Raw genomic sequence first — 23,847 nt, 5'->3', positions numbered from 1 at the left:
TCATATGAACAGCCGCATCGTGTGGCTCCTCGGCGCCGGCCTGCTTTGCATGGCCGGCGCCGTCGTTGCGGCGGAGACGCAAGAGCGTCCGGGCATGAATCCGAATCCGGTTCGCTTCATGCGTCCGCCCGTCGCGCCGCTCTCTGCGATGGCGCAGCTTGGGCGCGAGATCTTCTACGACGCCTCGCTCTCCTCGTCCGGCGCGCTGTCCTGCGCATCGTGCCACAGCCCGGACCACGCCTACGGTCCGCCGAACGACGGGCCGGTGATGCTCGGCGGCCGGACGGTGTCGCAGCAAGGTGCGCGCGCCGTTCCCTCGCTGACTTATCTCGAGCGACAACCGAATTTCAGCATCGGCCCCGACAAGGGCGACGACGACAACGTGATTGATCTCGCGCAGATGGCCGCGCTCGGCCAGCAGGCCGCGCGCGCGACGAAAGTCGCCGGGGGCGCCGGATCCGCTGCCAACATCGTGCCGCAAGGAGGTCTGTTCTGGGACGGCCGCGCCGACACGCTCCAGGAGCAGGCGCTCGGTCCGCTGCTCGATCCCAACGAGATGGACGGCGGTAGCATCGAGGTGGTGGCGGACAAGTTGCGCCACGCGGCTTACGTCCCGCGTTTCACCGAGCTGTTCGGCGCCGGCGTGCTCGAAAACCAGCGGCTGCTGGTCGCGGAGGCGATGTTTGCCGTTGCACGCTATCAGGTGGAAGAGCCGAGCTTCCATCCCTATACGAGCAAGTACGACTACTGGCTGGAGGGCAAGGCGCGGCTTTCCGAAAGTGAGCTGCGCGGCCTCAAATTGTTCAACGATCCCGAGAAGGCCAATTGTGCCGGCTGCCACACCTCCGCGCCGACCCGCGATGGCCTGCCGCCGCTTTTCACGGACCATCAATACGAAGCGCTCGGCGCGCCGCGCAATGCCGCGCTCGCGCGCAACCGCGATCCCGATCATTTCGATCTCGGGGTCTGCGGCCCGTATCGCACCGACATCGCCGAGCAGACGCAATATTGCGGCATGTTCCTGACGCCGACTTTGCGCAACACGGCAATACGCCGCGCCTTCTTCCACAACGGCGTCTTCCGCACGCTCGAAGAGGTGATGGACTTCTACAATTTCCGCGACACCAATCCGGAAAAAGTGTTTCCGCGCGGAGCCGACGGGATCGTGCTGAAATACGACGACCTGCCGGCGAAATATCACGCCAATGTCGACGTCAGCGATCCGCCGTTCGACCGCCACCTCGGCGACACGCCGGCGATGACGGCGCAGGACGAAGCTGACATCATCGCCTTCCTGAAGACGCTGACGGACGGCTATCAGCCGGAGCGCTGAGCTCGGGGCCTCACGGCGCGACGGGACCTGCGACGGCGATGGCGTGCGGTTGCTCGCGCCGCAAGCGGCGGCCGTTCAGCACCGTGCCGATGAAGGTGTAACGCACCATCCATTGGTAGCTCGCCAGCATCACGGGAATGGCGACCACGAGAATGGCTGCGAATTTGAACGGCCATGCCCAATCGAGCTGGGAGACCACGACCTGGAGCGCCATGACGATCGGCATGTGGATGAGATAGAGCCAATAGGAGGCATCGGCGAGATAGCGTCGGGCCGGGCTGAAGCCGGACAGAAACCGCAGCGCAAGCCCGATGATAGCAAAAGTCGTCGTCCAGATCGCAGGCGCGTAACAGATGGCGCTGGCGAGCCTGATCGTTCCGACGCTGACCGGCAAGGCCCGCGCAGCCGGAGAAGACAGCACAAGCGTCAGGACGAAGCTGATAGCAATCAGAATGACGGCGGCGACGAGATTGGAGAGCCAGCGCGTCCTCAAGGTGCCGAGCAGATCGATCTGGCGATGCAGGAGCCAGCCGAAGCCGAACGCGACGCCGTAGCTGATCAACGCCTGCGCGTTGGTCAGGAAAGACTGATCCGGCGTGCGGACGCCGAACCAGCCGATCCATTTCGGATCGAGGCTGAGAGCGACGCCGATCGGCAGGGCGAGAAGCAGAGGCGCCAACCGGCTTCCCATGAGGTGGGCGATCAGCCGGTCGACGCCGGCGCGAAACCGGCCGGTCCGGTCCAGCCGGACAATGCCGCCGCGTAGCAGCAGCGTGGCGGCATAGAGTTCCAGCAGCACGTAGAGAAACCAGAAATGGGCGAGGGGAAATTTGGGCAGCGCCGGAGGCCAGGGACTGCCCGACACCGGTCCACCATGCGGGAAGGCGCTGGCCCAGATCGTGACGGCTGCCATCGCTGCGAAAATAATCGGCCAGCCGACGAGGAGCGGAAGTCCTATCCGGTGCAGCCGATCGGCAATGAAGTCGCGCGGCCCGCGGCGATGGAAGCTCATATGGGCGAAAAAGCCCGCCATGACGAAGAAAGTCGTCATCCGGAACACGTGGATGACGAAGAACAGCAGCGCCAATGTCGTGCTGGGCTGGGTGTCCTGGATCACCCAGAACCGTGTCGGCGCCGGGACGAACGAGAGCGTTGCGTGCAGGACGATGCCGAGCAGGAGCGCAAAGCCCCTGACGGCATCGAGGGCGTGGAGACGTTCCGCAGCGGAAGTGGTCGGGCTGGACATGAAGGCCTCGGGGATAGGAGGGACGACGTCAGTGAGCCTGCCGGACGGCGAGGATCCGCTCTCGCCCGATCCACAATTCGGCTAGCCGAATCCTTGGGACGATTGGCCGATTTTGCGATTCGTCTCGCTTTCGACCTCCGGCGGCTGCGCGCGCGCCAGGGCGTCGCGCCGGAATTCGGTGGGCGTCATGCCGGTTGCGACCTTGAAGGCGCGATTGAAAGGACCTATCGACTGGAAGCCGGCGTCCATGGCGATGGTGAGGACCGGGACGTCGCGCTGGCTTGCCTCCGACAGCGCCGCCTTGGCCTCCTCGATCCGGTAGCTGTTGAGGAAGGCGTTGAAGTTGCGATGGCCCAGCCCCTCGTTGATCGCTTCCCGGAGTCGGTATTCGGGCAGATCGAGCATCGCCGCCAGCCGGCCGATCGAGAGCCCTTCCTGCCGGTAGACCCGCTCGACGGTCATCAGGCTGTCGAGACGGCGCAGCAGCGCCGGGGCGATCGATGCGCGATCACCCCCGTTCGGGGTGGCCGCGGCCTCGCTGTCAGCATTGGACGAGGCGATTGCCGCGGTCGCATCACGCGGAGTCGCGGTGATCTGGGCACTGAACAGACCGAAACCTCCGAGCATCGCCAGCATGAACAAGCCGGCCGCTGTGGCAAGACTGCCGGATATGCCGGCGCCGGTGACGGGCGGAGGCGGCAGGCCTGATGCGGCGATGAGGACGACGAAGACGAGGTTGATGACCAGTGCCACGGTGCGCAACCGGCGCCGCTGGGCAACCAGGTCGGCACGCCAGGTCCTCACCATGTGAACGGCGGCGGACAGCATCAGCAGGACGACGACCACGGCCAGCACATCGGCGCCGCGGTGCGCGATCGCCGGATAGCTCGTCCAGGCGAGGCTGACCGCGAAGCTGAACCCGACCATGACAAGCCACATTGCAGCATGCCAGGGCAGGGGGACGAAATCGTCCTCGAACGTGATCCGGGCCCACAGCCAGATTACGACGGGTTGCCCGGACAGGATCGACAGGGTCCACCAGAGCGAGGATTTCGGGATGAACGGTGCGGTCGCGATCGCGAAGGCCGCGCCTCCGGCCGACATCGCGATGCCAAGCACTATGTGCTTGTTGACGGGCCGAAGCCGCAGCAGCACGAGCACCATCAGGAGAAACACGCCGCTTGCCGCGCCGCGGAGCCCGAGATCAAGCGCCGTGAAACCCATCATGGTCACAATTCAGATTATCCCGTTCGATGCTTCCAATCTCGCATCAGCCGTAGGCCGGGACAATCCAAAATTGCGGACGGCGGTCGGGCTTTCCCGGCCGCCAAGTAAAGCTGTAGCCAAGCCTACAGGGCGTGTTTTGAACTCTCCGGCGCCAGGAGGATGCCGATGAAGGCGCAGGCCGCGATCGCTTCGAAATAGAGAATGACGGGCGTGAAGCTGCCGCCCGCTCCTCCCATCAGTGCGGTGCCGACCAGCGGCGCGATGCCGCCGCCGAGGATGATGCCGAGCTGCTTGCCGAGCGAGGAACCGCTGACGCGGACCTCGGTCGGAAACAGTTCTGCCGTGAAGGCTGCTTCAGGTGCGAACATCAGCGCGTGGATGATGCCGATGGAGACGACGAGGCCCATGATGAGCAGCGTCGGATCCTTGGTCGCGACGAGCTGGAAGTAGATCGGGTACCACGCCGCGGCGAGCAGGATGCCAACCGCCATGAACGGGCGCCGGCCGAACCGGTCCGAAAAGCTCGCGATCAGCGGCACCATGCACATCTCCAGCACGTTGGCGACCATGGTGCCGAACGTGACGTTGGACTGCGCCATGCCGAGCGTCTTCACGGCATAGCCGAGCACGAACACCGTGCTCATGTACTGGAACGTGCTGTGCACCATGTTGGCGAGACAGCCGAACATGACGGACTTCTTCCACGACCGCACCACGTCGAGCAGCGGCGCCTTCGGCCGCGCGGCCGATGCCTCGACCGCCCTAAACAGCGTGGACTCGTCGACCTGGAGGCGGATGTAAGTGCCGAGCACGACCAGCACGAGGCTCAGCACGAAGGGCACGCGCCAGACCCATTGCGCAAAATCCTGCGGGGTCGAGACGAAGCCGAGCAGTGCGATGAAGCCGGACGCCAGGATCACGCCGATCGGGCCGGAGGCGTTGACAAAGGAGGCGAAGAAGCCGCGCCGTGCCGAGGGCGCATTCTCCAGCGTCAGCGAGACCGCGTTCATGTATTCGCCGCCGAAGGCGAAGCCCTGCACGAAGCGCAAGACGACGAGCGCGATCGGTGCCAAGAGCCCGATCGCGTCATAGCTCGGCAGGCAGCCAATCAAGAAGCTCGCGACGCCCATCAGCACGAAGGTAATCGTCAGCATCGCCTTGCGGCCGAGCCGGTCGCCGTAATGACCGAACACCATGCCGCCGAGCGGGCGCGCGACGAAGCCGACCGCGAATGTCGCGTAGACCGCCAGCATGCTCGCGGTCGAATCCATCTTCGGGAAGAAGAAGCGGTCGAACACCACGGGGGCGGTGAAGGCGTAGATGAAGAAGTCGTAGTGCTCGATCACCGATCCGAGCGAGGACGCCACGACGAGCTTGCGATACGCGGGCGTGACCGGTGCCGTGTCGGTCCGGCCCGTTCCTCCGACCATGACATCTGCGCTGTTACTCATGATGTTCCCCCTGTTTTGTCTTGTTGTGTGTTTTGACGTCAGAAGTGCGCTGGCGCGCGGGCGAAGCCGCCTGGGCTTCGCCGCAGTTGCAGGCCGCTTCTGGCGCGCGGATTGCTCACCGTGCCTCGTCGACGATCGGATTGCGCAGCACGGCGAGCCGCTCGACTTCGACCTCGACGACGTCGCCGGGCTTCATCCACAGCGGCGGAGTGCGCTTGGCGCCGACGCCGCCCGGCGTGCCGCTGACGATGACATCGCCGGGCTCGAGCCGCGTGAAGGTCGAGCAGTATTCGATCTGGCGCGGAATATCGAAGATCATGTGCTTGATCTGCGCCTCCTGCACGACCTGCCCGTTGAGGCGGGTGGTAAGCTTCAACTCGGCAAGTTCGCCGAGCTCGTCCGGCGTCATCATCCACGGGCCGAACGCGCCGGTTTCCGGAAAATTCTTGCCCGGCGTGAACTGATGGGTGTGGCGCTGGAAATCGCGGACGCTGCCGTCGTTGTAGCAGGCATAGCCGGCGACATGGCCCATCGCTTCACTGCGGGAGATATAGCGCCCGGCCTTGCCGATGATGACCGCAAGCTCGCCCTCGAAGTCGAGGTCGGTCGAGACGCGCGGCCGGATGATCGGCTTGAGATGCCCGGTCTGGCTGTTGGCGTAGCGCGAGAAGATCGTGGGGTGCTCGACCTCGGCGCGGCCGGTTTCCTTCCGATGCGTCTCGTAGTTCAGGCCGACACAAAGGATCTTGTCTGGATTGGGTACGACCGGCAGCCAGATGAGCTTCGCAAGCGGGCTGGCAGCCGCTTTCGACTTGGCATCCGCAACGCCGGCGAGGGCACCTGCGAGGGCCGCCCGGAGATCGGCATAACGTGACGCGAGCACCGCCCCGACATCGAAAAAGTTGTCACCCTCGACGACGCCCCAGGTCGTCCGTCCGTCTATCGCAATGGTTGCGAGTTTCATGCTGTCTTCTCCATTCTCAAGTCCGGATTGTGCTTGCCGTGCAGGCGTGCGCTGATGTCTTGCAAGAGGTGGTCGAGCTCGGAGGCGCTACGCGCGGTGCCGAACACGTAATGGTCGGGCCGCACGATCGCGGCGACGATGCCGTGACGGTCGAACCAGCCGGCGAGCACGCCGTCGATCTCTTCCAACGTATCCGGTTTGCCGGCGCCGGCCGGCGCGATGGCCGTTGCGGGCAGATCGAGATATGCCGCGCAGAGTGAGGCGAGCAATGACGCGTCGCTGCTGCGGCCGTCGATGAACACGCGCAAGCCGAAACCGGTGACCTTGTCGAGCAGGCGGGAAGCGCCCTCGCTCGCGATCCTCGGCTGCGGAAACAGGCTGCCGCGCGCCGCGCCGTCCTGCTCCGACAGAAAGCCTGCGCGCAGTGGCGGGATGATCTCCTGTCGCGTCAGCGCGAGCGGCTTGCCGCCGCCATCGGCCAAAATTTGCGCGTCGCGACGGCGCGCGGCGGCGGGATCGCGCTCGCAGATCGACTGGCCGATCGCCTTGATCTTCCCGGTCAGCTCGATGACGTGCTGCTTGCGCTCCGCTGTGTAGCTGTCGAGCAGTGCGTCGGGCGACGTGCTCCTCAGCACGCGATCGAGCTTCCAGACGACGTTGGTCGCGTCGCGCAGGCCCTGGCACATGCCCTGCCCGATGAAGGGCGGCTGCTGATGCGCGGCATCGCCCGCGATGAGGATGCGGCCGTTGCGCCAGTTGGCTGCGACGAGCGCGTGGAAGCGATAGGACGCAGCGCGCCACAGCTCGCCGTCTTCAGGTGCAAGCCAGGGCGAGAGCAGCGACCAGACGTTCTTCGGCTGCTCCATCTGCCGCGGGTCCTCGTCCGGCAGCAGCATGATCTCCCAGCGGCGATGGTTCTTCGGGCCAATCAGGAAGCTCACGGGCCGCGCCGGATTGCAGAACTGCGCGGATTTTTGCGGCAGCTTTGCGAGAGCGTCTTGATCAACACGCACGTCGACGACGAGCCACGGTTCGTCGAAGATCAGGTCTTCGAGCGCGATATCGGCGATCTGCCGCACTGTGCTCGATGCGCCATCGCAGCCGAGGACATAGCGCGCGGTCACCATTTGCGACTGTCCATCGGCGTCTTTCAGCTTTGCTTCGACGCGGCCGGGCCGCTGCATGAGATCGACCAGCTCGACGCCAAGCTCGGCTCGCACGCAAGGGAAGCTCAAAGCGTGACGGCGCAGCTCAGCCTCGACCGGCGGCTGGCTGAACACCATGCTCGGCGTGTACCCGAGCGGGTAGGGCTTTGCGACCATGTCGATGCGGCGGATCAACTGGCCGTCGGCGCCAAAGTGCTCGGACGCGGTGAAGGGCTCGACGTAAGGCGCGATTGCGTCCGCAACGCCCATATTGTCGAAGTGACGAAAAATCTCGTGGTCGAGCGCGATCGCGCGCGGCTTGTCGTAGATGCCGGTGAGGCGGTCGATGACAAGCGTGCGATGGCCGAGGCGGCCGAGCAGGCCGGTCGCAACCGCGCCGGTCGGTCCGAAGCCGACGACGAGCACGTCGTAGTCGGTGGTGGCTGAAGACATCGTCATGCGCGCCGACCCGTGTCGAACAGCACGGAGAGCTGCGCCCTCTTGCAGGCCTCGCTCTTGGGCGGCGCGATGCCCCATTGATCCGTGCGCCCGGGCGGCCAGACCCACTCGGTCGGCCCCTTGGCACGGTAGCTGTCGTCGACCTGCAAGACTTCGGCGGTGTATTCAATGACGATTCCGGTCGGATCGACGAAATAAGCGAACACGTTATCGCCGGGCCCGTGCCGCCCGACGCCCCAGCCGATCGGAAAGCCGTGATCGATCATGCGGCCGGAGCCGCGCATCACCGACTCCAGGTCGGGCATGAGGAAGGCGACGTGGTTGAGACCATTGACCTGTGCTTCTGCAAGGACGACGGCGTGGTGATCGCTGTTGCAGCACAGGAACGCCATCAGCTTCGAGCGATCCGTCAGGCGAAAGCCGAGAACTGCCTGATAGAAGGTCGAGAGCCCTTCGATATCGGCGCTGTTGATGTTGACATGCGCGAGCCGCTCGGGCCGGTTGGCGATGATGCGCGCCGTCTTTGTGCGATCGCCATGGACGAACTCGATGCAGCAGCCCTGGGGCTCGCGGATCACGAAATGCTCGCCGCCCGATGGCGCCCGCGATGGGCCCGGCGGCGTGATGATCTCGCATTTGGCCTCGCCTGCGCGGGCGAACAGGCGATCGAGGTCCTCACGCGAGCGCACGCGAAAGCTGATCTTGCGGAGCGCTGCCTGCTCACCTTGAGTGAGTTCGAGCACGTGGAAGTCTGCACCGGTCGCTGCGAGATAGATCGTGCCGCCAGCTTCCGCGACGAAATCGAGCCCCCAGACCCTCTGGTAGAAATCGGCGGAGGTGCTTGGCCGCGGCGTCGTGATCTCGACGCTGCGCAAGGCGACCACCGGAAAATCGGACATCGGGCTTCCTCGTCTAGGCGGAGGGCGCACCCGACGCAGCCGCGGGAGCGCCACTGGACCTGTTGTTGTTAGTGAAGCGATAATATATACAAAATAGATCGTAAAGCTGAAATTTATAAATTATTGGCTTCAGGTCAGCTGCTGTACAAAAAATGTCGATGAATCAGTGGGACTTTCATGAGCTCTGACCTGTCGAACCAGAAGACGGAGCCGGCGACGCTGGCGACGAGCATCTATGCCCGCCTCAAGGCCGACATCCTGACCACGCGTCTCCCGCCCGGACGCAAGCTCCAGTCGCGCTTCCTGATGGAGCACTACAATGTCGGGCAGACCCCGCTCCGCGAGGCGCTCAACCGCCTGACCACGGAAGAGTTCGTCGTCGGCATGGAGCAGCGCGGCTTCTATGTGAAGCCGGTCAGCAAGGATGAGCTTCAGGAGCTGACCAAGACGCGCTGCTGGGTCGAGGGCCTCGCACTTCGCGAGTCCATGCAGAACGCGACCCAGGCCTGGGAGGAATCACTGCTGGTTACGCATCACCGGCTCGATCGCACGCCGCGCTCGCTTGATCCCGAAAGGTTCGAGGACAATCCGGATTGGGAGAAGGCGCATCGCGCCTTCCACGCGACGCTCATCGGGCTGTGCGGCTCACGCCCGCTGCTCGGCTTCTGCGAGCAGCTCGCCGATCGGCTCTACCGCTACCGCATGATGTCGATCGCAAAGGCCTATCCGGTCCGCAAAGTCGGCGCCGAGCACGCACAGATCCTTCAAGCTGTGCTCGACCGGAAAACGGATGGGGCTGTCGCGCTGCTCCAGCAGCACTATCAGCGTACGGCGGATGTCATCTATTCGGATCTGGAGACGGTGCTGCCAAAATCCGATGTCGCTCACGCCGCCGCCGCGCGGTAATCCGGCGCCGAGGCGAGATACCGCGCATAGGCATCCGCATCCGGCGGCAGGAAGCGCTCCGCGAGGCCCCCTCGCTTCTGCTCCTTCGCGCCGATATCGGCGATCAGCTCGTCGAAATGCCGATAGTGGTAGGGCGCGACACAGAGGCCGCCATAGACGCCGGCCGCCGGGCGCTCGACGCGCTTGAAGTGCAGCATCATCTCGATGTTGTCGCGCATCTGTTGCGCCGTCGGCTGGTTCGCGAGCTGACCGTCGGCGTAGCGCACCAGCCAGTTGGCGGCGAGGTCCGCGCAGAGCACGGTGCAGAACGACGAGTTGAAGCCGACAAAGCCCATGTCCGGCAGATCGGGATTAGCGATCAGGCGATAGAGCCGGTACTGGCCGTCGGCGTCGACCAGTTTTGACTGATAGGCCAAGGGAAGGAACGGCACGCCGAGCTTGTAGCCGATCGCGAGTACGGCGACGTCGGCCTCGACGCGCTCGCCGCCGTTCATCACGATGCTGCTGTCCTCGTAGTGATCGAACGTGCCGAACACGGCTTTGATGCGGCCGTCGGCGACCATCGGGTAAAAGCCCGGCGTTGCGATCGGCACCGAGCAGTTGACGCCGTCCTCGATCCGCTCCTTCGGTACCATCCTGCATTGCTTCAGCTTGAGCTGCGCCTTGAGCACGCTCTCCAGCCCGCGCCAGTTCGCCCAGACCAAAGGCGCCGTGACGCGATGCGCGAAGCGTGCCAGCGCGCTCGCGCCCCAGCCGGGAAACATCTGCTCCTGGGCGCGGATGTAGAGGATGCGCTTGAAGTTGACGAGCCCGCCGATGAAATAGGGGATGCGCCATACCGGCTCGCGAAACACGATCGTGACCTCGCGCGCGCCGGCTCTTACCGCGTTCACCGCGATGTCGGTCGCCGATTTCGACCCGCCGAGCACGACGACGCGACGGCCTTTGGCGATCGAAGGGTCGTTGTATTTGGAGGAATGCAGGATCTGCCCGCCCTGCGCCTTGAAAGTCTCTTCACCGGGACAGCTCAGCTCGCGCGGCTCGTTGAACTGACCGGTGCAGACCGCAACGAAATCGAAATCCTCCTTCGTCGTCGCGCCGGCCTTGTCCGACAGTGCCAGCGTCCAGCCGGGCTTGCCGTCGGCGCGCCGCTGCATGTTTTCGACCTTGGTGTTGAGGCGCAGCATGCGCTCAAGGCCATAGCTTTTCGCATAGTCGTTGAGATAGGCGTGCACCTGCTGTCCCGTCGGCCATTCCGGATAGGCCTCCGGCATGGCGCGGTCGGTGTAGCGATAGAGATCCTTCGGACTCTGCGTCTGCACCTCCGGATAGGAGCGTGCCGGCTCCCAGACGCCGCCGAGATCGGCGCTGCGCTCGACGATTGTGACCTTGTGACCGCGGGTGGAGAAGGCTTTTGCGGCGGCGAGGCCGGAGACGCCGGCGCCGATCACGCAGACATGCTTGGGGCTGACCATGGGTTTGCTCGCAAAGGGTGACGTGTTGGACGCAGCAGGTCCCGTTCGGCCGCAAAGCGCGGCCGCAGAACTTGCGACGGACGTGAATTGGACGAGGAGGCGTGCCGCCTAGTCGTTGGCCTCGGGCGGCAGGAAGTCCACCTCGTGCTGCGCCGAGATGCGCACGACCTCGGCGGGATCGGTGAGGTTGTGCAGCATGTTGAACAGCGCTTCGAGCTTCTGCATTGGCGAGACCCAGAACATCGCGCGCGCCGGCTTGTCGGACTTGTTGAAATAGCCGTGCGGGATGCCGCGCGGCATGCGCACGAGATCGCCGGCTTTCGCTTTCGTCCATTGGCCGTCGAGCTTGAGGTCGAGCACGCCTTCCTGCACCAGGATGAACTCGTCCTGGGTCGGGTGGATGTGCACCGGCACGAACTGGCCGGGCTCGCTGTTGGTCTCGAACGCGAACGTGGAGTCGCAGATCGCCTTGGGGAAATAGAGCTGCCCCAAGATGTTCCAGCTCTTGCCGCCAAAACCCGTGCCGCTTGCAGTAATGCCTTTTTCGAGTGCAGTCATGGCTCCCTCCATCAAAAGACCGGCGGGAGAAGCATCCGCCCGGGGCGAGGAGGTGTCTATCCGCTAAACGAATCTGCTGCCGTGCAGCACGACGTTTTTTCGACCCGGCTCTTTTCGGGACGGCGGAACTATTATAGGCTTAAAATAATTCGTGACGCCAAGCGTGGTCGACGATGTCCGCAGCCGAGCTGGGAATGGGCGCGTTCCGGTCCGGAGCTGAAAGGCTCACGGCTTTCGCCCGCGTTGCGACCACTGAGGTCGATGAGGCGGCCGACCAGATCGGACGCATCTTCTGTCCGCATCAATTGCAGCCGCTTCAGGGAACGGCGCCCGGCTTCTACGCCCGACACAATTGCGCGGCATTTGACGGCTTTTCGATCAACTACGTCGCCTATGGCGGCTCGGTCACGATCGATCCCGGCTGCCTCGAGCGCTTCTTCCTGGTGCAGATTCCGCTTCACGGATCGTCGCGGATCCGCGCCGGTGCATGCGATCTCGAAACCTCGCCTGCATCGGCCGGCTCGCTGCTGTCGCCGACGATGCCGACCCGGATGGTGTGGGAGAATTGCGCCCAACTCATCCTGTTGCTCGACCGCCGTTTGGTCGAGCAGCGTGCCGCCGCGCTGTCGGGGCGTGCTATCGGCACGGTGGAGTTCGATCCGGCGATTGATCTCAATGCCGAGGCAGCGCGTAGCCTCGGGGCCCGGCTCGACGAACTGATGACGCTGGCCGAGCGCCTGGGGCCAGCCGGCCGCCTGTCCGCGATCGCCATCGCCGATTGGCGCGAGACGCTGCTCGATATGCTCCTCAATGGCCTGCAACACGGCCTGTCCGATGCGATCCGCACCTTCTCAGGGCAGGCCGAACGACTGCCGCGCGCGCTCCGCCTCGCGCGCGATTGCCTCGCGGCCAAGGCGACCGAGCCGCTCGACCTCACGGAGCTCGCCTGCGCCTCCGGCATCGGCATCCGCGCGCTTCAGCTCGGCTTCCGCCGGCATTTCGGCCTGTCGATCTCCGAGATGCTGCTCGACATGCGACTTGGCGCGCTCCACGCGCGCCTCTCGCAGGGCGCACCGGACTGCTCGATCACAGACGCCGCCTTCGATCTCGGCTTCACGCATTTGAGCCGTACGGCAGGCGCGTACCGAGAAAAATTCGGCGAGACGCCCTCGGCAACGCTGAGGCGGCGGTTGAGCTGACGCTCTGCCATTCCTCAGGCTGCTTGTCAGTGATTGGCCTGGACCTAACCGGCCTGCATTTCCAATGTTTTGATCTGACGACCGGCTTCGTCGAAATTTACATGGGATAGCCATCGCTCCAACGCTGCTTTGCGTTGAGGCCACTCGTCCTTCAGCATGGAGAACCATGCCACGTCACGCTGCCAGCCATCTACAACCGCCGCTCGTCGCCATGTTCCCTCATAGGTAAATCCAAAATTGTTGGCGGCCTTGAAGGACTTGTTCTGTGCCTGACAACGCCAAACCAAGCGCTCATAACCAAGATCATCCATCGCGTGGCACATCAGCAAGAAGATTGCTTCTCGTGCGGCCCGCGTTCCCTGGAGGGGTGGCGCGAACCAAATACTGCCAATCTCGATACTGCCGTCCTCGTGGTAGACGTCACATAACGAAAGCCAGCCCTGTGGCTTCTGCCCTTTCGGAATGACAACCCAGAACGGTTGGTCGGGACGGTTGGAGAGATCGGTGAGACTCCGTTGAAGTTCATCAATATGGGCAAAGGGACCGTAGCGCAGGTAAGTGAAGCTCTCCGGCGCGGCGCTAGCGAAAGGCCAGAGGTCGGTTGAATGTTCCTCCAGCAACGGCTCCAAATCCACATAGCGACCGGAACGGGATTGCTTTATCGGCAGGGGCCAGCGGGATTCATGGATCGGCCTGCCCAAGTCTCGTTCGATTGCCATTCAGTACACCTGTAAGAGCGGTCGCGGTTTCCGTTTTGCCGAGCACCGGGATTCCGCATCTTCTGCCGTGAAGACGTTACATCTGCGCTGATCGCGCTCGCAAGGCCATGTGGAATACGGCGTGATCGTCCATGCGCCGCTCGACGCCTTGCCAACAGCTTGATAAGCCCCTCGTCCGCGAAGGAAGGGCTTGAGTCGAGATATGACCGTTGCGATCGAGATGGGGCACACGGCGGCAGGCGCCCCGGCGACTCTGGACCTTGAGGAACTGCTGGCGACTCGCCTTCTCGTGCAGGGAAATTCCGGCTCGGGCAAGTCGCATCTCCTGCGCCGGCTCCTGGAGCAGAGCGCGCCCTGGGTGCAGCAGGCGATTCTCGATCCCGAAGGCGACTTCGTCACGCTGGCGGAGCAGTTCGGCCACCTCGTGATCGAGGCCGAGGATCACACCGAGCGGGGCCTCCAGGTCGCGGGCGAGCGCGCGCGCATCCATCGTGTCTCCACGGTGCTCAATCTCGAGGGGCTGGACGCGGAGAATCAGATGCGCCGTGCGGCCGCCTTCCTCGGCGGGTTGTTCGAGACCGAGCGCGATCACTGGTACCCGATGCTTGTGGTGGTGGATGAGGCGCAGCTCTTCGCGCCGGCGGTCGCGGGTGAGGTGTCGGACGAGGCGCGAAAGCTCTCGCTCGGCGCCATGACCAACCTGATGTGCCGCGGCCGCAAGCGCGGGCTCGCCGGGGTGATCGCAACCCAGCGGCTGGCAAAGCTCGCCAAGAATGTCGCGGCCGAAGCCTCCAATTTCCTCATGGGCCGTACCTTCCTCGACATCGACATGGCGCGTGCCGCCGATCTGTTGGGGATGGAGCGGCGACAGGCCGATGCGTTCCGCGACCTGGAGCGCGGACAGTTCATGGCGCTCGGCCCTGCGCTCTCCCGCCGTCCGCTCGGCCTGCGCATCGGTGCGACCGAGACGAAACCGCGCAACGCGACCCCGCGGCTCCTGCCGCTGCCGGAAGCGACATTGGAGGACGTCCGCGCCATCATCCTCGCCGCCCCGCCGCCAGAGGCGACCAGGCCACAGCGCCGGCCGGCGCCTGACCTGCTCGGCCAACTTATGGCGGCAAAAGCGGCGACGCCGGAGATCCGCTCTGAACCGGTGGAGCAGCAGCCGAGCGCTGAGGAACTGGCGGAGCGGCGGGAGCGCCTGGACCGCATCCTGCGCGCCATCCTGGCCGAGCCCGATGCCGGCTTCCGCGCAATCGGCGTGCTCTATCAGGAGTTTGTGGTCCGCTGCCGCATCGAAGGTCTCGGTTCGGCCGCGCCGGACCTCAGCGAATTTCGCCGCATGCTGACGCGCGCCCGCGCCGGCCTCGCGACCGATATCGCACAGGACGACGCCTGGCAGGACGTTTCGTTGCGTGCCTCGATCCTGCCGGAGGACATGCAGGGCGTCTTCATGATGATCGCCCGCGCGGCCAAGGAGGGCTGGCCATGCCCGGGCGATGCCGCGATCGCACGCGCCTATGGCTCCCACTCGCTGCGCCGTGCGCAGCGCCTTCTCACCTATATCGAGGAGCAGGGCCTCATCGTCTGCCAGCTCGATGGCACCGGGCGGAGAATTGTGACGCTGGTCGAGCTCGCCTGGGCGACCGCACCGGGTGACCCCAATGCCGACGAGCTGTCGGCCGAGCAGGATTGCAGCAGCGCGTCGCTGTGATGCCATGACCGGAACGGCGCTCCGCTAAGGTTTAGCCGTATCCGACGTCCACTGCGTGTGACAACCGCGGCGGCCGTTGCCTTCGCAGACGAAACGGCAGGCCTCATCCATTGCGCAGTCGAGATAGAACCACACGAAATACGACGCGATCACGATGAAGGCGATCCACAGCGTGGCCTTGGTCTGTCGATCCATGTCTCAGTCCCGCGTGCGGTCATCGGATGCCTGCTTGCGCAGGAAACCATCGCGCTCGGCCTCGACGGAGTAGGGCGTGGGGATCGGATCGCCAACGGAATCCACGGCCGTGTCGAGGCAGCGGCGCAGCATGCGCGCTAGCTCTGCCTTGCGGTAGGGTTTTGTCAGAAGCGGCGCGCCTTGACCCGCACGTCCCTGCGCAGAGAGCGAGTCGTGTGCGTAGCCTGAGGTGAAGAGAACGCGCAGGGACGGCCGTGAGGCTACCATCTGTTCGGCGAGCTGCTGTCCATTCATGCCGCCGGCCATCACGATATCGGTGAACAGCAGGTCGAATTGCGCGCCTTTGGCTGCGATCGCGAGCGCCTCGGCCGCATTGGCGGCAGCAACGACTTTGTAGCCCAGGTTCTCGAGCTGGACCGTGACGTAGTTGCGGACGTCGCGGTCGTCCTCGACGCAGAGGATGGTCTCGTGACCGCCCGGCACCTTGCGCGCGTCCTCGCCCGCCGGGCGCAGCGCGCGCGTGTCGGCCTTGGGGAGGTAGATTTTGAACGTGGTGCCGCGGCCTTCCTCGGAAGCGACCTTGATGCTGCCGCCGGACTGCTTGGCGAAGCCGAACACCATGCTGAGCCCGAGCCCCGTTCCCTTGCCGACCTCCTTGGTCGAGAAGAACGGATCGAAGATCCGGTCGACGATGGACTGCGGAATGCCGGTGCCGGTATCAGTGACCTCGATCTCGACGTAGTCGCCGGCATAGCCGACGCCGACGGCCACGGCTTCGCGCACGCCGAGCACGACGTTGCGCGTTCTCAGCATAAGTTTGCCGCCCGCAGGCATCGCGTCGCGGGCATTGATCGCGAGGTTGAGCAGCGCCGAGCTGAGCTGTCCGCGGTCGACCAGCGCAGGCCAGACCTCGCGATCGAGCCTGATGGTGATCTCGATCTGCTTGTCGAACGTCGCCCGCAAGAGTCGCGTGGCCTCTTCGAGCAGGTCGTTGACGTCGATCTCGGTTGGTTGCAGCGCCTGCTTCCGTGCGAAGGAGAGCAGGCTCGAGGTCAGCGCCGCGCCACGGTCGGCAGCCTCGCTGATCAGCTTGGTGATGGTCGAAAGGTGCGGGCTGTCCTTCACGGCGTCGGCGAGGATCTCGATCGTCCCCGTGATGACGGTGAGCATGTTGTTGAACTCGTGCGCGATGCCGCCGGTGAGCTGGCCGACGGCCTCCATCTTCTGGGCCTGGATGAGTTGCTCCTCGGCGATGCGCCTTTGGGTGACGTTCCTAGCAAAGGTATTGACGATGGTGCGGTCGCCAAGACGCAAGCCCGTGCTCGACGCCTCGATCAGGATCTCGTCGCCGCCCTTGTGGACCATGACCGCTTCGAAACGCATGCCGATCGGTGTTTCCGACAATTCGCTCAAGCGCCGTTTCATGCGCTGCCGGAAGGCGGCGCGGAGCGGCCCCGGCACCACCAGCTCGACGACGTCGGCGCCGACCGCCTCGGTTCGCGTCCATCCGGACAGCGCCTCGGCCTGAGGGCTCCAGGCGACGACGACACCGTCTTCATCGGTCTGCACGAAGGCGTCGAGCGCGGTCCGGATCACGGCCTGCGTTTGCCGCGCGCTGTCCGCAAGCGCCCGCCGTGTCTTCGCCTGATCCGCATCCAGCGCCGCGGTGCGCTTGATCTGCGATCGCTCGATCACGCGCGCGCAGCCGAGCGCGAGCAGCGGGACAACAAGACCGCTTGCCAGCAGAGCGAGCAGTTGCGCCATGCCGAACCGCGCCGGATTGGCGGCGCCGCCTGTCACGACGTCGGACACAAGCAAGGTCGCGGCGGTCACGGCGGCCTGCGCAGCCATCGCGAGTGTCAGAAGCCCTCTGAGTCTCATGCTTTCATACCCAAGACTTCCGCCGCAAAAGCGGACGGACGCCGGCCGTTCTCCTGACGTGCTCGCGGAGCGAACTGAGCGACAGACTCCAAGCGGTGGACTTTCCCCAGAAAGGAACATTCCCGTCGGGATTGTAGCGCAGATGCACCGCTACGTAATCCGGGGGGCAGCACGGTCGACGCACCGTCCGGACTGCGTTTCACGCCGTCCGGGTCGGAAAGGAGCGCAGCCGGTTCAGGAGTTGACGTGCACGAAATCGCGCAGCAGCGGATAGATCTCGCTATTCCAGCGCTTGCCCGAGAACACACCGTAGTGGCCGACGCCGGCCTGCATGTGATGCACGCGGCGGTAGGCGCGCACGCCGGTGCAGAGATCCTGCGCTGCGAGCGTCTGGCCGATCGAGCAGATGTCGTCCTTTTCGCCCTCGACCGTCATCAGGCCCATGCGGCCGACCGCCTTCGGGTTTACCGCCCGCCCGCGATACGTCATCTTGCCGAGCGGCAAAAGATGCTCCTGGAAGACGTCGCGCACGGTCTCGATGTAGAACTCTGCGGGCAGATCCATCACCGCGAAATATTCATCGTAGAAGGTCTTGATGGTCGCCGCCTTTTCCCTCTCGCCCTTGGCGATGTGATTGGCGAGGTCGAGATGCTGCTTGATGTGGCGCTCGAGATTCATCGAGACGAAGGCCGTGAGCTGCACGAAGCCCGGATAGACTTTGCGAAACGCGCCGCGGCACTGCACCGGCACGTAGTTGATCAGATTGCGCTCGAACCAGGTGATCGGCTTGCTCTTGGCGAACTCGTTGACCTTGGTCGGCTGCACGCGCGTGTCGATCGGGCCGGCCATCAGCGTCAGCGTCGCTGGCCGCGACGGATGATTGTCCTCGCACATGATCGCTGCGGCCGCGAGGGCGGAAACCGAGGGCTGGCAGATCGCGACCATGTGCGGACGCGGGCCGAGCTGAGCGAGGAAGTCGATGAGGTGCTCGGTGTAGTCGTCGAGGCCAAAGCGGCCCTCGCTGCGCGGGATGTCGCGCGGATTGTGCCAGTCAGTGATGTAGACGTCGTGGTCCTGGAGCAGCGTCTTCACCGTGCCGCGCAGGAGAGTTGAGAAATGGCCGGACATCGGCGCCACCAGCAGCATGCGCGGCTGCTCGGGGCCATCGTCCTTTTTGAAATGCAGCAGCGAGCCGAAGGGCGTGGCGTAGGCGATCTCCTCCCGGATGCCGACCTCGCGATTTCCCACCAGCACGCTGTCGATGCTATAGGCCGGGCGGTCGTAGGTGATGGTGGAGCGCGAGATCAGCTCCAGCGCGGCCGACAGGCGGCCGACCACGGCACCCGACATCCCCTGCGGCACCAGGTTGAGATATTTCAGGGCAGACGAAGCCCCGGCCCGCCATGGCTCCATCAGATCCATGTGGTTCTGAAAGGCCTGATAATACATCGACATCATACTGAAACGCCCACCCTGACCCCAAGCCATCATGCAATATCGACGCCAGATTCGAGTCAATTAGCTCTGAAAACTGGCATGTCGCTTGCTGTGGAATACGGGGAAGCACAAACTGTGGGCACCGCGCAGAACGGGATGGCGGCGTCAGGAATTCAGGCGCGAGGGAAGGCCATATGGCGAAGGCGACACTGACCATCAGCAGCAAGAACTACTCGTCCTGGTCGCTGCGTGGCTGGCTTTTGACGAAATTCTCAAAGCTCGATTTCGAGGAGATCGTCACAGCGCCGGACGACCCATCCGCGCGCGCCGAGATCCTGCTCTTGTCCTCCTCGATCCTTGTGCCCTGCCTGCGGCACGAGGGCGCCACCATCTGGGACACGCTGGCGATCGGGGAGTATCTCAACGAGGTCATGCCGGACGCCGGGCTGTTGCCGGCCGACCGCATCCAGCGCGCCCATTGCCGCTCGATCTGCGGTGAAATTCATTCCGGCTTCACCACACTGCGCGCCTCGCTGCCCGTGAACCTCAAGGGCCATTTCCCCGGCTTCAAGATCTGGTCCCGGGCGCAGGCCGACATCGACCGCGTCTGGGCGATCTGGCGCGACTGCCTGGAGAAGTCCGGCGGTCCGTTCCTGTTCGGCGAGAAGCGCACCATGGCGGATGCGATGTACGCGCCCGTCGTGACGCGCTTTGTAACCTATGACGTCAAGCTCGAGCCGCGCCTCAAGGCCTATGCCGACATCATCATGGGCATGGACGAGATGCAGGAATGGATTGCGGCCGCCAAGGCGGAGCCGGCGGAGATCGAGGAGCTCGAGGTCGAATATTAGGCGGTCTTTCGGGGGGCTGCCCGTTTGTGCGGCGCGATTAACCTTTGCCGCCGGCCGCGGGGCTTTGCCCGCGCGCGGCTTTCCTTGATCTGGTACGTCGATGCGGCGCAGCATCGACATCTAGGGGTGAACAGGTCGACAACGGAGCCCGGCGGCTGATTCGGACGCGATTCGTTCGGTCAGCGTTCCGAACCTTAAAATCCGGCCAGGCTCCGTCGCATTTCGAGACAGTCAGTCAGCCTGCTTCCTACACGGCACCCGTCTGTTTCACTCGCGGCAGGCGCCAACCGATCACGGTCGCCTCGACGGCGATGCCCGCTTCGTGGTTTTGCCAGCGCCCGCCGACGTAGCGGCAGGCGAAGGGCAGCTGGTAGGTTCCACTATGATCTTCGCAAAGCACTTCGACCGGCATCCCCGACGGTGGTTCTCCCTCGCCATTGAATTCGGCCAGACGTCTTTCGCGCGTTGCCATTCTAAATAATCTCCCCTCAAAAAGAACGCGAACAGATCCGCCCCACTCTTCGCGTCCGTCGTTATTCCTCCATATCGAGGAACCGCCCAAGCTCAACGCGAGAATGCGGTGCCAGTATGGTATCGTTGCGTGCCTGCGTACCGTCTGCGCAATTTGCCGTGATCGATGTTCTCGTGAGGAACCTGCATGCCGGGCCGGAATGTTTCGCTATGTGTCGTGATTTTGCTGCTTGTGATGATGTCAACGGAACACATCCACGCGCAGGATGTTCCCGGCATCGAGATCTGCACGGTCGAGAAGACGTGGGAGCGGCGGACGAGCTGCCTGCAAAGCAATGTCGACTTTCTCCAGAAGACGATAACCAAGCTCACCCTCGATCATCAGCAAAAGATCGACGCCGCCAATCGCCAGATCGACGCGTTGAAAGCGACGGTGGCGGGTTTGCAGAAGGCGCTCGGCGATCTTCAGGCCGCGCAGACGAAGATGGCGGAAGATCTGAAGAAGAAGCAGGACGCGCAGGCCGTGAAAGATGCTACGCCCGCGAAAGAAAAGTAGGGTGGGCAAAGGCGCGCCTGCGCCGTGCCCACCATCCTTCCACGATTGCGACGAAAGTGGTGGGCACGCTTCCGCCTTCGCTCTTCGAGCTACGGCGGGCAAGTCGCTTTGCCCACCTTACGAAACCGCATGTGGGCGATAGCAATCCTGATCAAGCGTGGCGTCTGCCATTCGTGCACCATCGCCACGCTTCGAATGAGGACCTCTAGTTCATGAACCCAGCCCAGCGCGCACTCTGGTACATCGAAAGCCATCTTGCCGAGCCGCTCACGCTCGACGAGATCGCCGAGATCGGCGGCGTGTCGCGCTTCCATATGGTGCGCGCGTTTGCGGCAGCGACCGGCCTTCCGGTGATGCGCTACGTGCGGGCGCGGCGGCTCACCGAGGCCGCGCGCGACCTGGCGCGTGGTGCGCCGGACATCTTGTTGCTGGCGCTGGATGCGGACTACGGATCCCACGAAGCATTCACACGCGCGTTCCGCGATCATTTCGGCGTGACGCCCGAAGCGGTCAGAGCGGCGACGTGCGTCAAACACCTCAAGCTTCAGGAGCCGATCCTCATGGATTCCACCATGCTCGACAATCTTGCACCACCCCGTTTCGAAACCGCAAAAGCGTTCCTCGTCGCAGGCATCGCCGAGCGCATCTCCTGCGACAACGGAGCCGCCATTCCGGGCCTCTGGCACCGCTTCCACCAGGAGGTTGCGGATATTCCCGCGCGCATCGGAAACGTCGCGTATGGCGTCTGCTACAACGGCGATGATGCCGGCAATTTCGACTACATCGCCGGCGTGGAGGTCTCCGATTTCTCCGACCTGCCGCGGCGCTTCGGTCGCATTCGCATCCCCGAGCAGCGCTATGCGGTGTTCACCCACGCCGAGCACGTCGCCTCGATCCGCCGTACCGTCAATACGATCTGGAATCAGTGGCTGCCGGCATCAAGCCTGAAGGCCGCTGACGCGCCGAACTTCGAGCGCTATGACGAAAAGTTCGATCCCAAGACCGGCCATGGCGGCTTCGAGATCTGGGTGCCGGTGAAGGAGTAGCATGATCCGGGCCCGAAGGGCCGCTAGCGCAAAGTGCGCAGCGGTTTTCCGAAGAAGATCATGCTCAAACAACAATCTAAGGTGCGATGACCGATCTTATCGCGCTTTAGCGCGCAACGCTGGCATACCCGGCCGCTTGCTTGGCAAGCGGGAGCGACTTTGCCATAACCGCGTGCAAATCTTGCGTGCGGGGCCGACGTCTCCCGCGCAAGCCATAACAAGCCGCCGGGAGGCCAAAATGTCCGACGTTCGCGTCCTCGCCACCGATCTCGAATTTCCGGAAGGGCCGGTGGTGATGCCGGACGGCTCGGTCGTGCTGGTGGAGATCCGTGGCCAACGCTTGACGCGCGTTTATCCCGACGGACGGAAAGAGATCGTCGCGAAAGTCCCGGGTGGGCCGAACGGCGCGGCGCTCGGTCCCGACGGCAAGATCTACATCTGCAACAATGGCGGCTTCTCCTGGATCCCGGCCGGCAAGATGATCATGCCGGGGGCACAGCCCGACGATTATCTGGGCGGTTCGATCCAGCGTGTGGATCTGCAATCGGGCAAGGTCGAGACCGTCGTGACCAAATGCGGCGAGCATGATTTGCGCGGTCCCAACGATCTCGTCTTCGACCGGCATGGCGGCCTGTGGTTCTCCGACCTCGGAAAGCGTCGTGCGCGCGATATGGATGTCGGCGGAATGTACTATCTCAAGCCCGGGATGAGCGAGATCGTCGAGGTCGTGCACGGTGTGCTGCCGGCGAACGGCATCGGCCTGTCGCCAGACGAAAACACCGTCTACATCGCGGAGACGCCGACCGCGCGGCTGTGGGCTTATGAGCTCTCTGCGCCCGGCACGCTGAAGCCGCGCGAAGTGATCTATCGCGGCGAGCGCGGCAAGCCGATTGCGGGGCTCGGCGGCTACCAGATGTTCGATTCGCTTGCGGTCGAGGCCAACGGCAATGTCTGCGTCGCGACCCTCGTCTCGGGCTGCATCTCGGTGATCGCGCCGGACGGCAAGCTGGTCGAGCAGGTCCCGACCGGCGACCGCGTCACCACCAACATCGCCTTTGGCGGCCCTGAGCTCAAGACCGCCTATATCACGCTGTCCGGCAAGGGTGAGCTGATCGCCATGGACTGGCCGCGCAGCGGTTTGCCGTTGAATTTTTTGAATAAGTGACAATCGCGTAAAACGCGATTGTCATCCCGGGGCTATGCGGAGCATAGAACCCGGGATCTCGAGATTCTCAGGTGCGCAAGTGCGCACCACAGTTCGGCTCTTCGAGCCGCCCCGGAATGACTATCATGAGGAACGACAGAATGCCTTGGCCTGATCCCGTCACCCTTCGCGGCGAGCATGCGCGGCTCGAGCCGCTGTCGCAGCAGCATTGCGACGCGCTCGCGGAGGCCGTGAAGGACGGCGAGCTCCAGAAGCTCTGGTACACCGCGATCCCCGCGCCCGAGAATATGGCCAAGGAGATCCACCGCCGCCTGGGCTTGCAGGCCGCAGGCTCCATGCTGCCCTTCACGGTGTTCGACGCCGAGGGCAAGATCGTCGGCCAAACCACCTACATGAACATCGATGCCGCCAACCGCCGCGTTGAGATCGGCTCGACCTGGTACGCCAAGAGCGCGCAGCGCGGGCCCCTCAACACGCAGTGCAAGCTGCTGCTGCTCACCCATGCCTTCGAGCAGCTCAACTGCATCGCGGTCGAGTTCCGCACGCATTTCTTCAATCACCAGAGCCGGCGCGCGATCGAGCGCTTAGGGGCCAAGCAGGACGGGATATTGCGCAGTCACCAGGTGGCGCCGAACGGCACGCTGCGCGACACCGTGGTCTACAGCATCACCGCCGCCGAATGGCCGACGGTGAAGTCGCATTTGACATATCAACTCAACGACAAGCCGCGCTGAGGCGGTTCGAGGCAAGATGGACAGATTCGACTATGTGATCGTCGGCGCCGGCTCGGCCGGTTGCGTGCTCACCAACCGCCTGAGCGAGGATCCGAACACCACTGTGTGCGTGCTCGAGGCGGGCCCGAGCGACTGGCATCCCTACATCCATCTTCCGGCAGGCTTCATCAAGACCTTCCATATGAAGAGCATCAACTGGGCCTACCAGCAGGAGCC

General features: G+C 64.1%; 23 protein-coding genes. 10 read left to right on the top strand and 13 right to left on the bottom strand.

Features of this window, described 5'->3' with window-relative positions; all coding sequences use genetic code 11:
• Positions 1–4: 4 nt before the first annotated feature.
• Entirely contained in the window at positions 5–1,333 is a 1,329-nt protein-coding gene (locus SO180_RS33660; RefSeq protein WP_449383125.1) for a cytochrome-c peroxidase, read from the top strand.
• A gap of 10 nt (positions 1,334–1,343) precedes the next feature.
• On the opposite strand, the gene SO180_RS33655 is transcribed toward SO180_RS33660, so the two are convergent.
• From SO180_RS33655 to SO180_RS33630, 6 genes are all read right to left on the bottom strand, one after another.
• The gene (locus tag SO180_RS33655; RefSeq protein WP_449383124.1) at positions 1,344–2,579 is read right to left on the bottom strand and encodes an acyltransferase family protein; all 1,236 of its coding nucleotides are present in this window, start codon (positions 2,577–2,579) and stop codon (positions 1,344–1,346) included.
• An 81-nt stretch (positions 2,580–2,660) separates the two neighbouring features.
• On the bottom strand, positions 2,661–3,806 hold the full coding sequence (locus SO180_RS33650) for a helix-turn-helix domain-containing protein (RefSeq protein ID WP_449383123.1): 1,146 nt from the start codon (positions 3,804–3,806) through the stop codon (positions 2,661–2,663).
• A 122-nt stretch (positions 3,807–3,928) separates the two neighbouring features.
• A complete protein-coding gene (locus SO180_RS33645) occupies positions 3,929–5,257 on the bottom strand; it encodes an MFS transporter (RefSeq protein ID WP_449383122.1) in 1,329 nt (442 codons plus the stop codon).
• Between the two features lie 115 nt (positions 5,258–5,372).
• On the bottom strand, positions 5,373–6,221 hold the full coding sequence (locus SO180_RS33640) for a fumarylacetoacetate hydrolase family protein (protein WP_449383121.1): 849 nt from the start codon (positions 6,219–6,221) through the stop codon (positions 5,373–5,375).
• Positions 6,218–7,825 (bottom strand): bifunctional 3-(3-hydroxy-phenyl)propionate/3-hydroxycinnamic acid hydroxylase, encoded by a 1,608-nt coding sequence (locus SO180_RS33635; protein ID WP_449383120.1) that lies wholly within the window; start codon positions 7,823–7,825, stop codon positions 6,218–6,220. Before SO180_RS33635 ends, SO180_RS33640 begins: the two co-directional genes overlap by 4 nt.
• Entirely contained in the window at positions 7,822–8,724 is a 903-nt protein-coding gene (locus SO180_RS33630) for a VOC family protein (RefSeq protein ID WP_449383119.1), read from the bottom strand. The genes SO180_RS33635 and SO180_RS33630 overlap by 4 nt, the downstream gene beginning before the upstream one ends.
• A gap of 177 nt (positions 8,725–8,901) precedes the next feature.
• On the opposite strand from SO180_RS33630, the gene SO180_RS33625 reads away from it, so the two are divergent.
• Positions 8,902–9,630: a GntR family transcriptional regulator gene (locus tag SO180_RS33625; protein ID WP_449383118.1), complete on the top strand. Its 729-nt coding sequence runs from the start codon at positions 8,902–8,904 to the stop codon at positions 9,628–9,630.
• Here SO180_RS33625 and SO180_RS33620 read toward each other — a convergent pair.
• Together SO180_RS33620 and SO180_RS33615 are read right to left on the bottom strand one after the other, a co-directional pair.
• A complete protein-coding gene (locus tag SO180_RS33620; RefSeq protein ID WP_449383117.1) occupies positions 9,609–11,105 on the bottom strand; it encodes a flavin-containing monooxygenase in 1,497 nt (498 codons plus the stop codon). The genes SO180_RS33625 and SO180_RS33620 overlap by 22 nt on opposite strands.
• A 108-nt stretch (positions 11,106–11,213) precedes the next feature.
• Positions 11,214–11,663 (bottom strand): cupin domain-containing protein, encoded by a 450-nt coding sequence (locus tag SO180_RS33615; protein ID WP_449383116.1) that lies wholly within the window; start codon positions 11,661–11,663, stop codon positions 11,214–11,216.
• 173 nt (positions 11,664–11,836) lie between these two features.
• Here SO180_RS33615 and SO180_RS33610 point away from each other — a divergent pair, with 173 nt between their 5' ends.
• Positions 11,837–12,862 carry an AraC family transcriptional regulator gene (locus tag SO180_RS33610; RefSeq protein ID WP_449383115.1) on the top strand — a complete coding sequence of 342 codons (1,026 nt, stop codon included), beginning with the start codon at positions 11,837–11,839 and terminating at the stop codon, positions 12,860–12,862.
• 44 nt (positions 12,863–12,906) lie between these two features.
• Here the strand turns inward: SO180_RS33610 and SO180_RS33605 are convergent, their stop codons facing one another.
• Positions 12,907–13,581, bottom strand: coding sequence for a GNAT family N-acetyltransferase (locus SO180_RS33605; protein WP_449383114.1), 675 nt, complete (start codon positions 13,579–13,581; stop codon positions 12,907–12,909).
• A gap of 202 nt (positions 13,582–13,783) precedes the next feature.
• Between SO180_RS33605 and SO180_RS33600 the strand changes: the two genes are divergently transcribed.
• On the top strand, positions 13,784–15,295 hold the full coding sequence (locus tag SO180_RS33600) for a helicase HerA domain-containing protein (protein WP_449383113.1): 1,512 nt from the start codon (positions 13,784–13,786) through the stop codon (positions 15,293–15,295).
• A 24-nt stretch (positions 15,296–15,319) separates the two neighbouring features.
• Here the strand turns inward: SO180_RS33600 and SO180_RS33595 are convergent, their stop codons facing one another.
• From SO180_RS33595 to SO180_RS33585, 3 genes are all read right to left on the bottom strand, one after another.
• Positions 15,320–15,490 (bottom strand): hypothetical protein, encoded by a 171-nt coding sequence (locus SO180_RS33595; RefSeq protein ID WP_449383112.1) that lies wholly within the window; start codon positions 15,488–15,490, stop codon positions 15,320–15,322.
• 3 nt (positions 15,491–15,493) lie between these two features.
• A complete protein-coding gene (locus SO180_RS33590) occupies positions 15,494–17,371 on the bottom strand; it encodes an ATP-binding protein (protein ID WP_449383111.1) in 1,878 nt (625 codons plus the stop codon).
• A gap of 234 nt (positions 17,372–17,605) precedes the next feature.
• Positions 17,606–18,829, bottom strand: coding sequence for a polyhydroxyalkanoate depolymerase (locus SO180_RS33585; protein WP_449383110.1), 1,224 nt, complete (start codon positions 18,827–18,829; stop codon positions 17,606–17,608).
• Between the two features lie 173 nt (positions 18,830–19,002).
• Between SO180_RS33585 and SO180_RS33580 the strand changes: the two genes are divergently transcribed.
• Positions 19,003–19,659 (top strand): glutathione S-transferase family protein, encoded by a 657-nt coding sequence (locus SO180_RS33580; protein ID WP_449383109.1) that lies wholly within the window; start codon positions 19,003–19,005, stop codon positions 19,657–19,659.
• Between the two features lie 247 nt (positions 19,660–19,906).
• Here SO180_RS33580 and SO180_RS33575 read toward each other — a convergent pair whose 3' ends face one another.
• Positions 19,907–20,131, bottom strand: a complete 225-nt coding sequence (locus SO180_RS33575) for a hypothetical protein (protein ID WP_449383108.1) — start codon at positions 20,129–20,131, stop codon at positions 19,907–19,909.
• Positions 20,132–20,365: 234 nt separating this feature from the next.
• Here SO180_RS33575 and SO180_RS33570 point away from each other — a divergent pair, with 234 nt between their 5' ends.
• The 5 genes from SO180_RS33570 to SO180_RS33550 all read left to right on the top strand — a co-directional run.
• Positions 20,366–20,686, top strand: a complete 321-nt coding sequence (locus tag SO180_RS33570; protein ID WP_449383107.1) for a hypothetical protein — start codon at positions 20,366–20,368, stop codon at positions 20,684–20,686.
• Between the two features lie 212 nt (positions 20,687–20,898).
• Positions 20,899–21,732, top strand: a complete 834-nt coding sequence (locus tag SO180_RS33565; protein ID WP_449383106.1) for an AraC family transcriptional regulator — start codon at positions 20,899–20,901, stop codon at positions 21,730–21,732.
• 238 nt (positions 21,733–21,970) lie between these two features.
• Positions 21,971–22,897, top strand: coding sequence for an SMP-30/gluconolactonase/LRE family protein (locus SO180_RS33560; protein WP_449383105.1), 927 nt, complete (start codon positions 21,971–21,973; stop codon positions 22,895–22,897).
• Positions 22,898–23,037: 140 nt separating this feature from the next.
• Positions 23,038–23,631, top strand: a complete 594-nt coding sequence (locus tag SO180_RS33555) for a GNAT family N-acetyltransferase (protein ID WP_449383104.1) — start codon at positions 23,038–23,040, stop codon at positions 23,629–23,631.
• Positions 23,632–23,647: 16 nt separating this feature from the next.
• The coding region (locus SO180_RS33550; protein WP_449383103.1) for a lycopene cyclase family protein at positions 23,648–23,847 on the top strand (200 nt) is incomplete at its 3' end.

The sequence above is a fragment of the Bradyrhizobium sp. UFLA05-112 genome, assembly GCF_053572325.1.
This window is presented reverse-complemented; position numbering and strand designations above follow the sequence as displayed.

What these genes read in the sequence shown, in the direction of transcription:
- SO180_RS33575 (WP_449383108.1), bottom strand. Translation starts at nt 20,131, where the DNA reads ATGGCAACGCGCGAAAGACGTCTGGCCGAATTCAATGGCGAGGGAGAA.
- SO180_RS33610 (WP_449383115.1), top strand. Translation starts at nt 11,837, where the DNA reads ATGTCCGCAGCCGAGCTGGGAATGGGCGCGTTCCGGTCCGGAGCTGAA.
- SO180_RS33615 (WP_449383116.1), bottom strand. Translation starts at nt 11,663, where the DNA reads ATGACTGCACTCGAAAAAGGCATTACTGCAAGCGGCACGGGTTTTGGC.
- SO180_RS33630 (WP_449383119.1), bottom strand. Translation starts at nt 8,724, where the DNA reads ATGTCCGATTTTCCGGTGGTCGCCTTGCGCAGCGTCGAGATCACGACG.
- SO180_RS33640 (WP_449383121.1), bottom strand. Translation starts at nt 6,221, where the DNA reads ATGAAACTCGCAACCATTGCGATAGACGGACGGACGACCTGGGGCGTC.
- SO180_RS33560 (WP_449383105.1), top strand. Translation starts at nt 21,971, where the DNA reads ATGTCCGACGTTCGCGTCCTCGCCACCGATCTCGAATTTCCGGAAGGG.
- SO180_RS33590 (WP_449383111.1), bottom strand. Translation starts at nt 17,371, where the DNA reads ATGAGACTCAGAGGGCTTCTGACACTCGCGATGGCTGCGCAGGCCGCC.
- SO180_RS33620 (WP_449383117.1), bottom strand. Translation starts at nt 11,105, where the DNA reads ATGGTCAGCCCCAAGCATGTCTGCGTGATCGGCGCCGGCGTCTCCGGC.
- SO180_RS33595 (WP_449383112.1), bottom strand. Translation starts at nt 15,490, where the DNA reads ATGGATCGACAGACCAAGGCCACGCTGTGGATCGCCTTCATCGTGATC.
- SO180_RS33645 (WP_449383122.1), bottom strand. Translation starts at nt 5,257, where the DNA reads ATGAGTAACAGCGCAGATGTCATGGTCGGAGGAACGGGCCGGACCGAC.
- SO180_RS33635 (WP_449383120.1), bottom strand. Translation starts at nt 7,825, where the DNA reads ATGACGATGTCTTCAGCCACCACCGACTACGACGTGCTCGTCGTCGGC.
- SO180_RS33555 (WP_449383104.1), top strand. Translation starts at nt 23,038, where the DNA reads ATGCCTTGGCCTGATCCCGTCACCCTTCGCGGCGAGCATGCGCGGCTC.
- SO180_RS33600 (WP_449383113.1), top strand. Translation starts at nt 13,784, where the DNA reads ATGACCGTTGCGATCGAGATGGGGCACACGGCGGCAGGCGCCCCGGCG.
- SO180_RS33625 (WP_449383118.1), top strand. Translation starts at nt 8,902, where the DNA reads ATGAGCTCTGACCTGTCGAACCAGAAGACGGAGCCGGCGACGCTGGCG.
- SO180_RS33650 (WP_449383123.1), bottom strand. Translation starts at nt 3,806, where the DNA reads ATGATGGGTTTCACGGCGCTTGATCTCGGGCTCCGCGGCGCGGCAAGC.
- SO180_RS33660 (WP_449383125.1), top strand. Translation starts at nt 5, where the DNA reads ATGAACAGCCGCATCGTGTGGCTCCTCGGCGCCGGCCTGCTTTGCATG.
- SO180_RS33605 (WP_449383114.1), bottom strand. Translation starts at nt 13,581, where the DNA reads ATGGCAATCGAACGAGACTTGGGCAGGCCGATCCATGAATCCCGCTGG.
- SO180_RS33655 (WP_449383124.1), bottom strand. Translation starts at nt 2,579, where the DNA reads ATGTCCAGCCCGACCACTTCCGCTGCGGAACGTCTCCACGCCCTCGAT.
- SO180_RS33585 (WP_449383110.1), bottom strand. Translation starts at nt 18,829, where the DNA reads ATGATGTCGATGTATTATCAGGCCTTTCAGAACCACATGGATCTGATG.
- SO180_RS33565 (WP_449383106.1), top strand. Translation starts at nt 20,899, where the DNA reads ATGAACCCAGCCCAGCGCGCACTCTGGTACATCGAAAGCCATCTTGCC.
- SO180_RS33570 (WP_449383107.1), top strand. Translation starts at nt 20,366, where the DNA reads ATGATGTCAACGGAACACATCCACGCGCAGGATGTTCCCGGCATCGAG.
- SO180_RS33580 (WP_449383109.1), top strand. Translation starts at nt 19,003, where the DNA reads ATGGCGAAGGCGACACTGACCATCAGCAGCAAGAACTACTCGTCCTGG.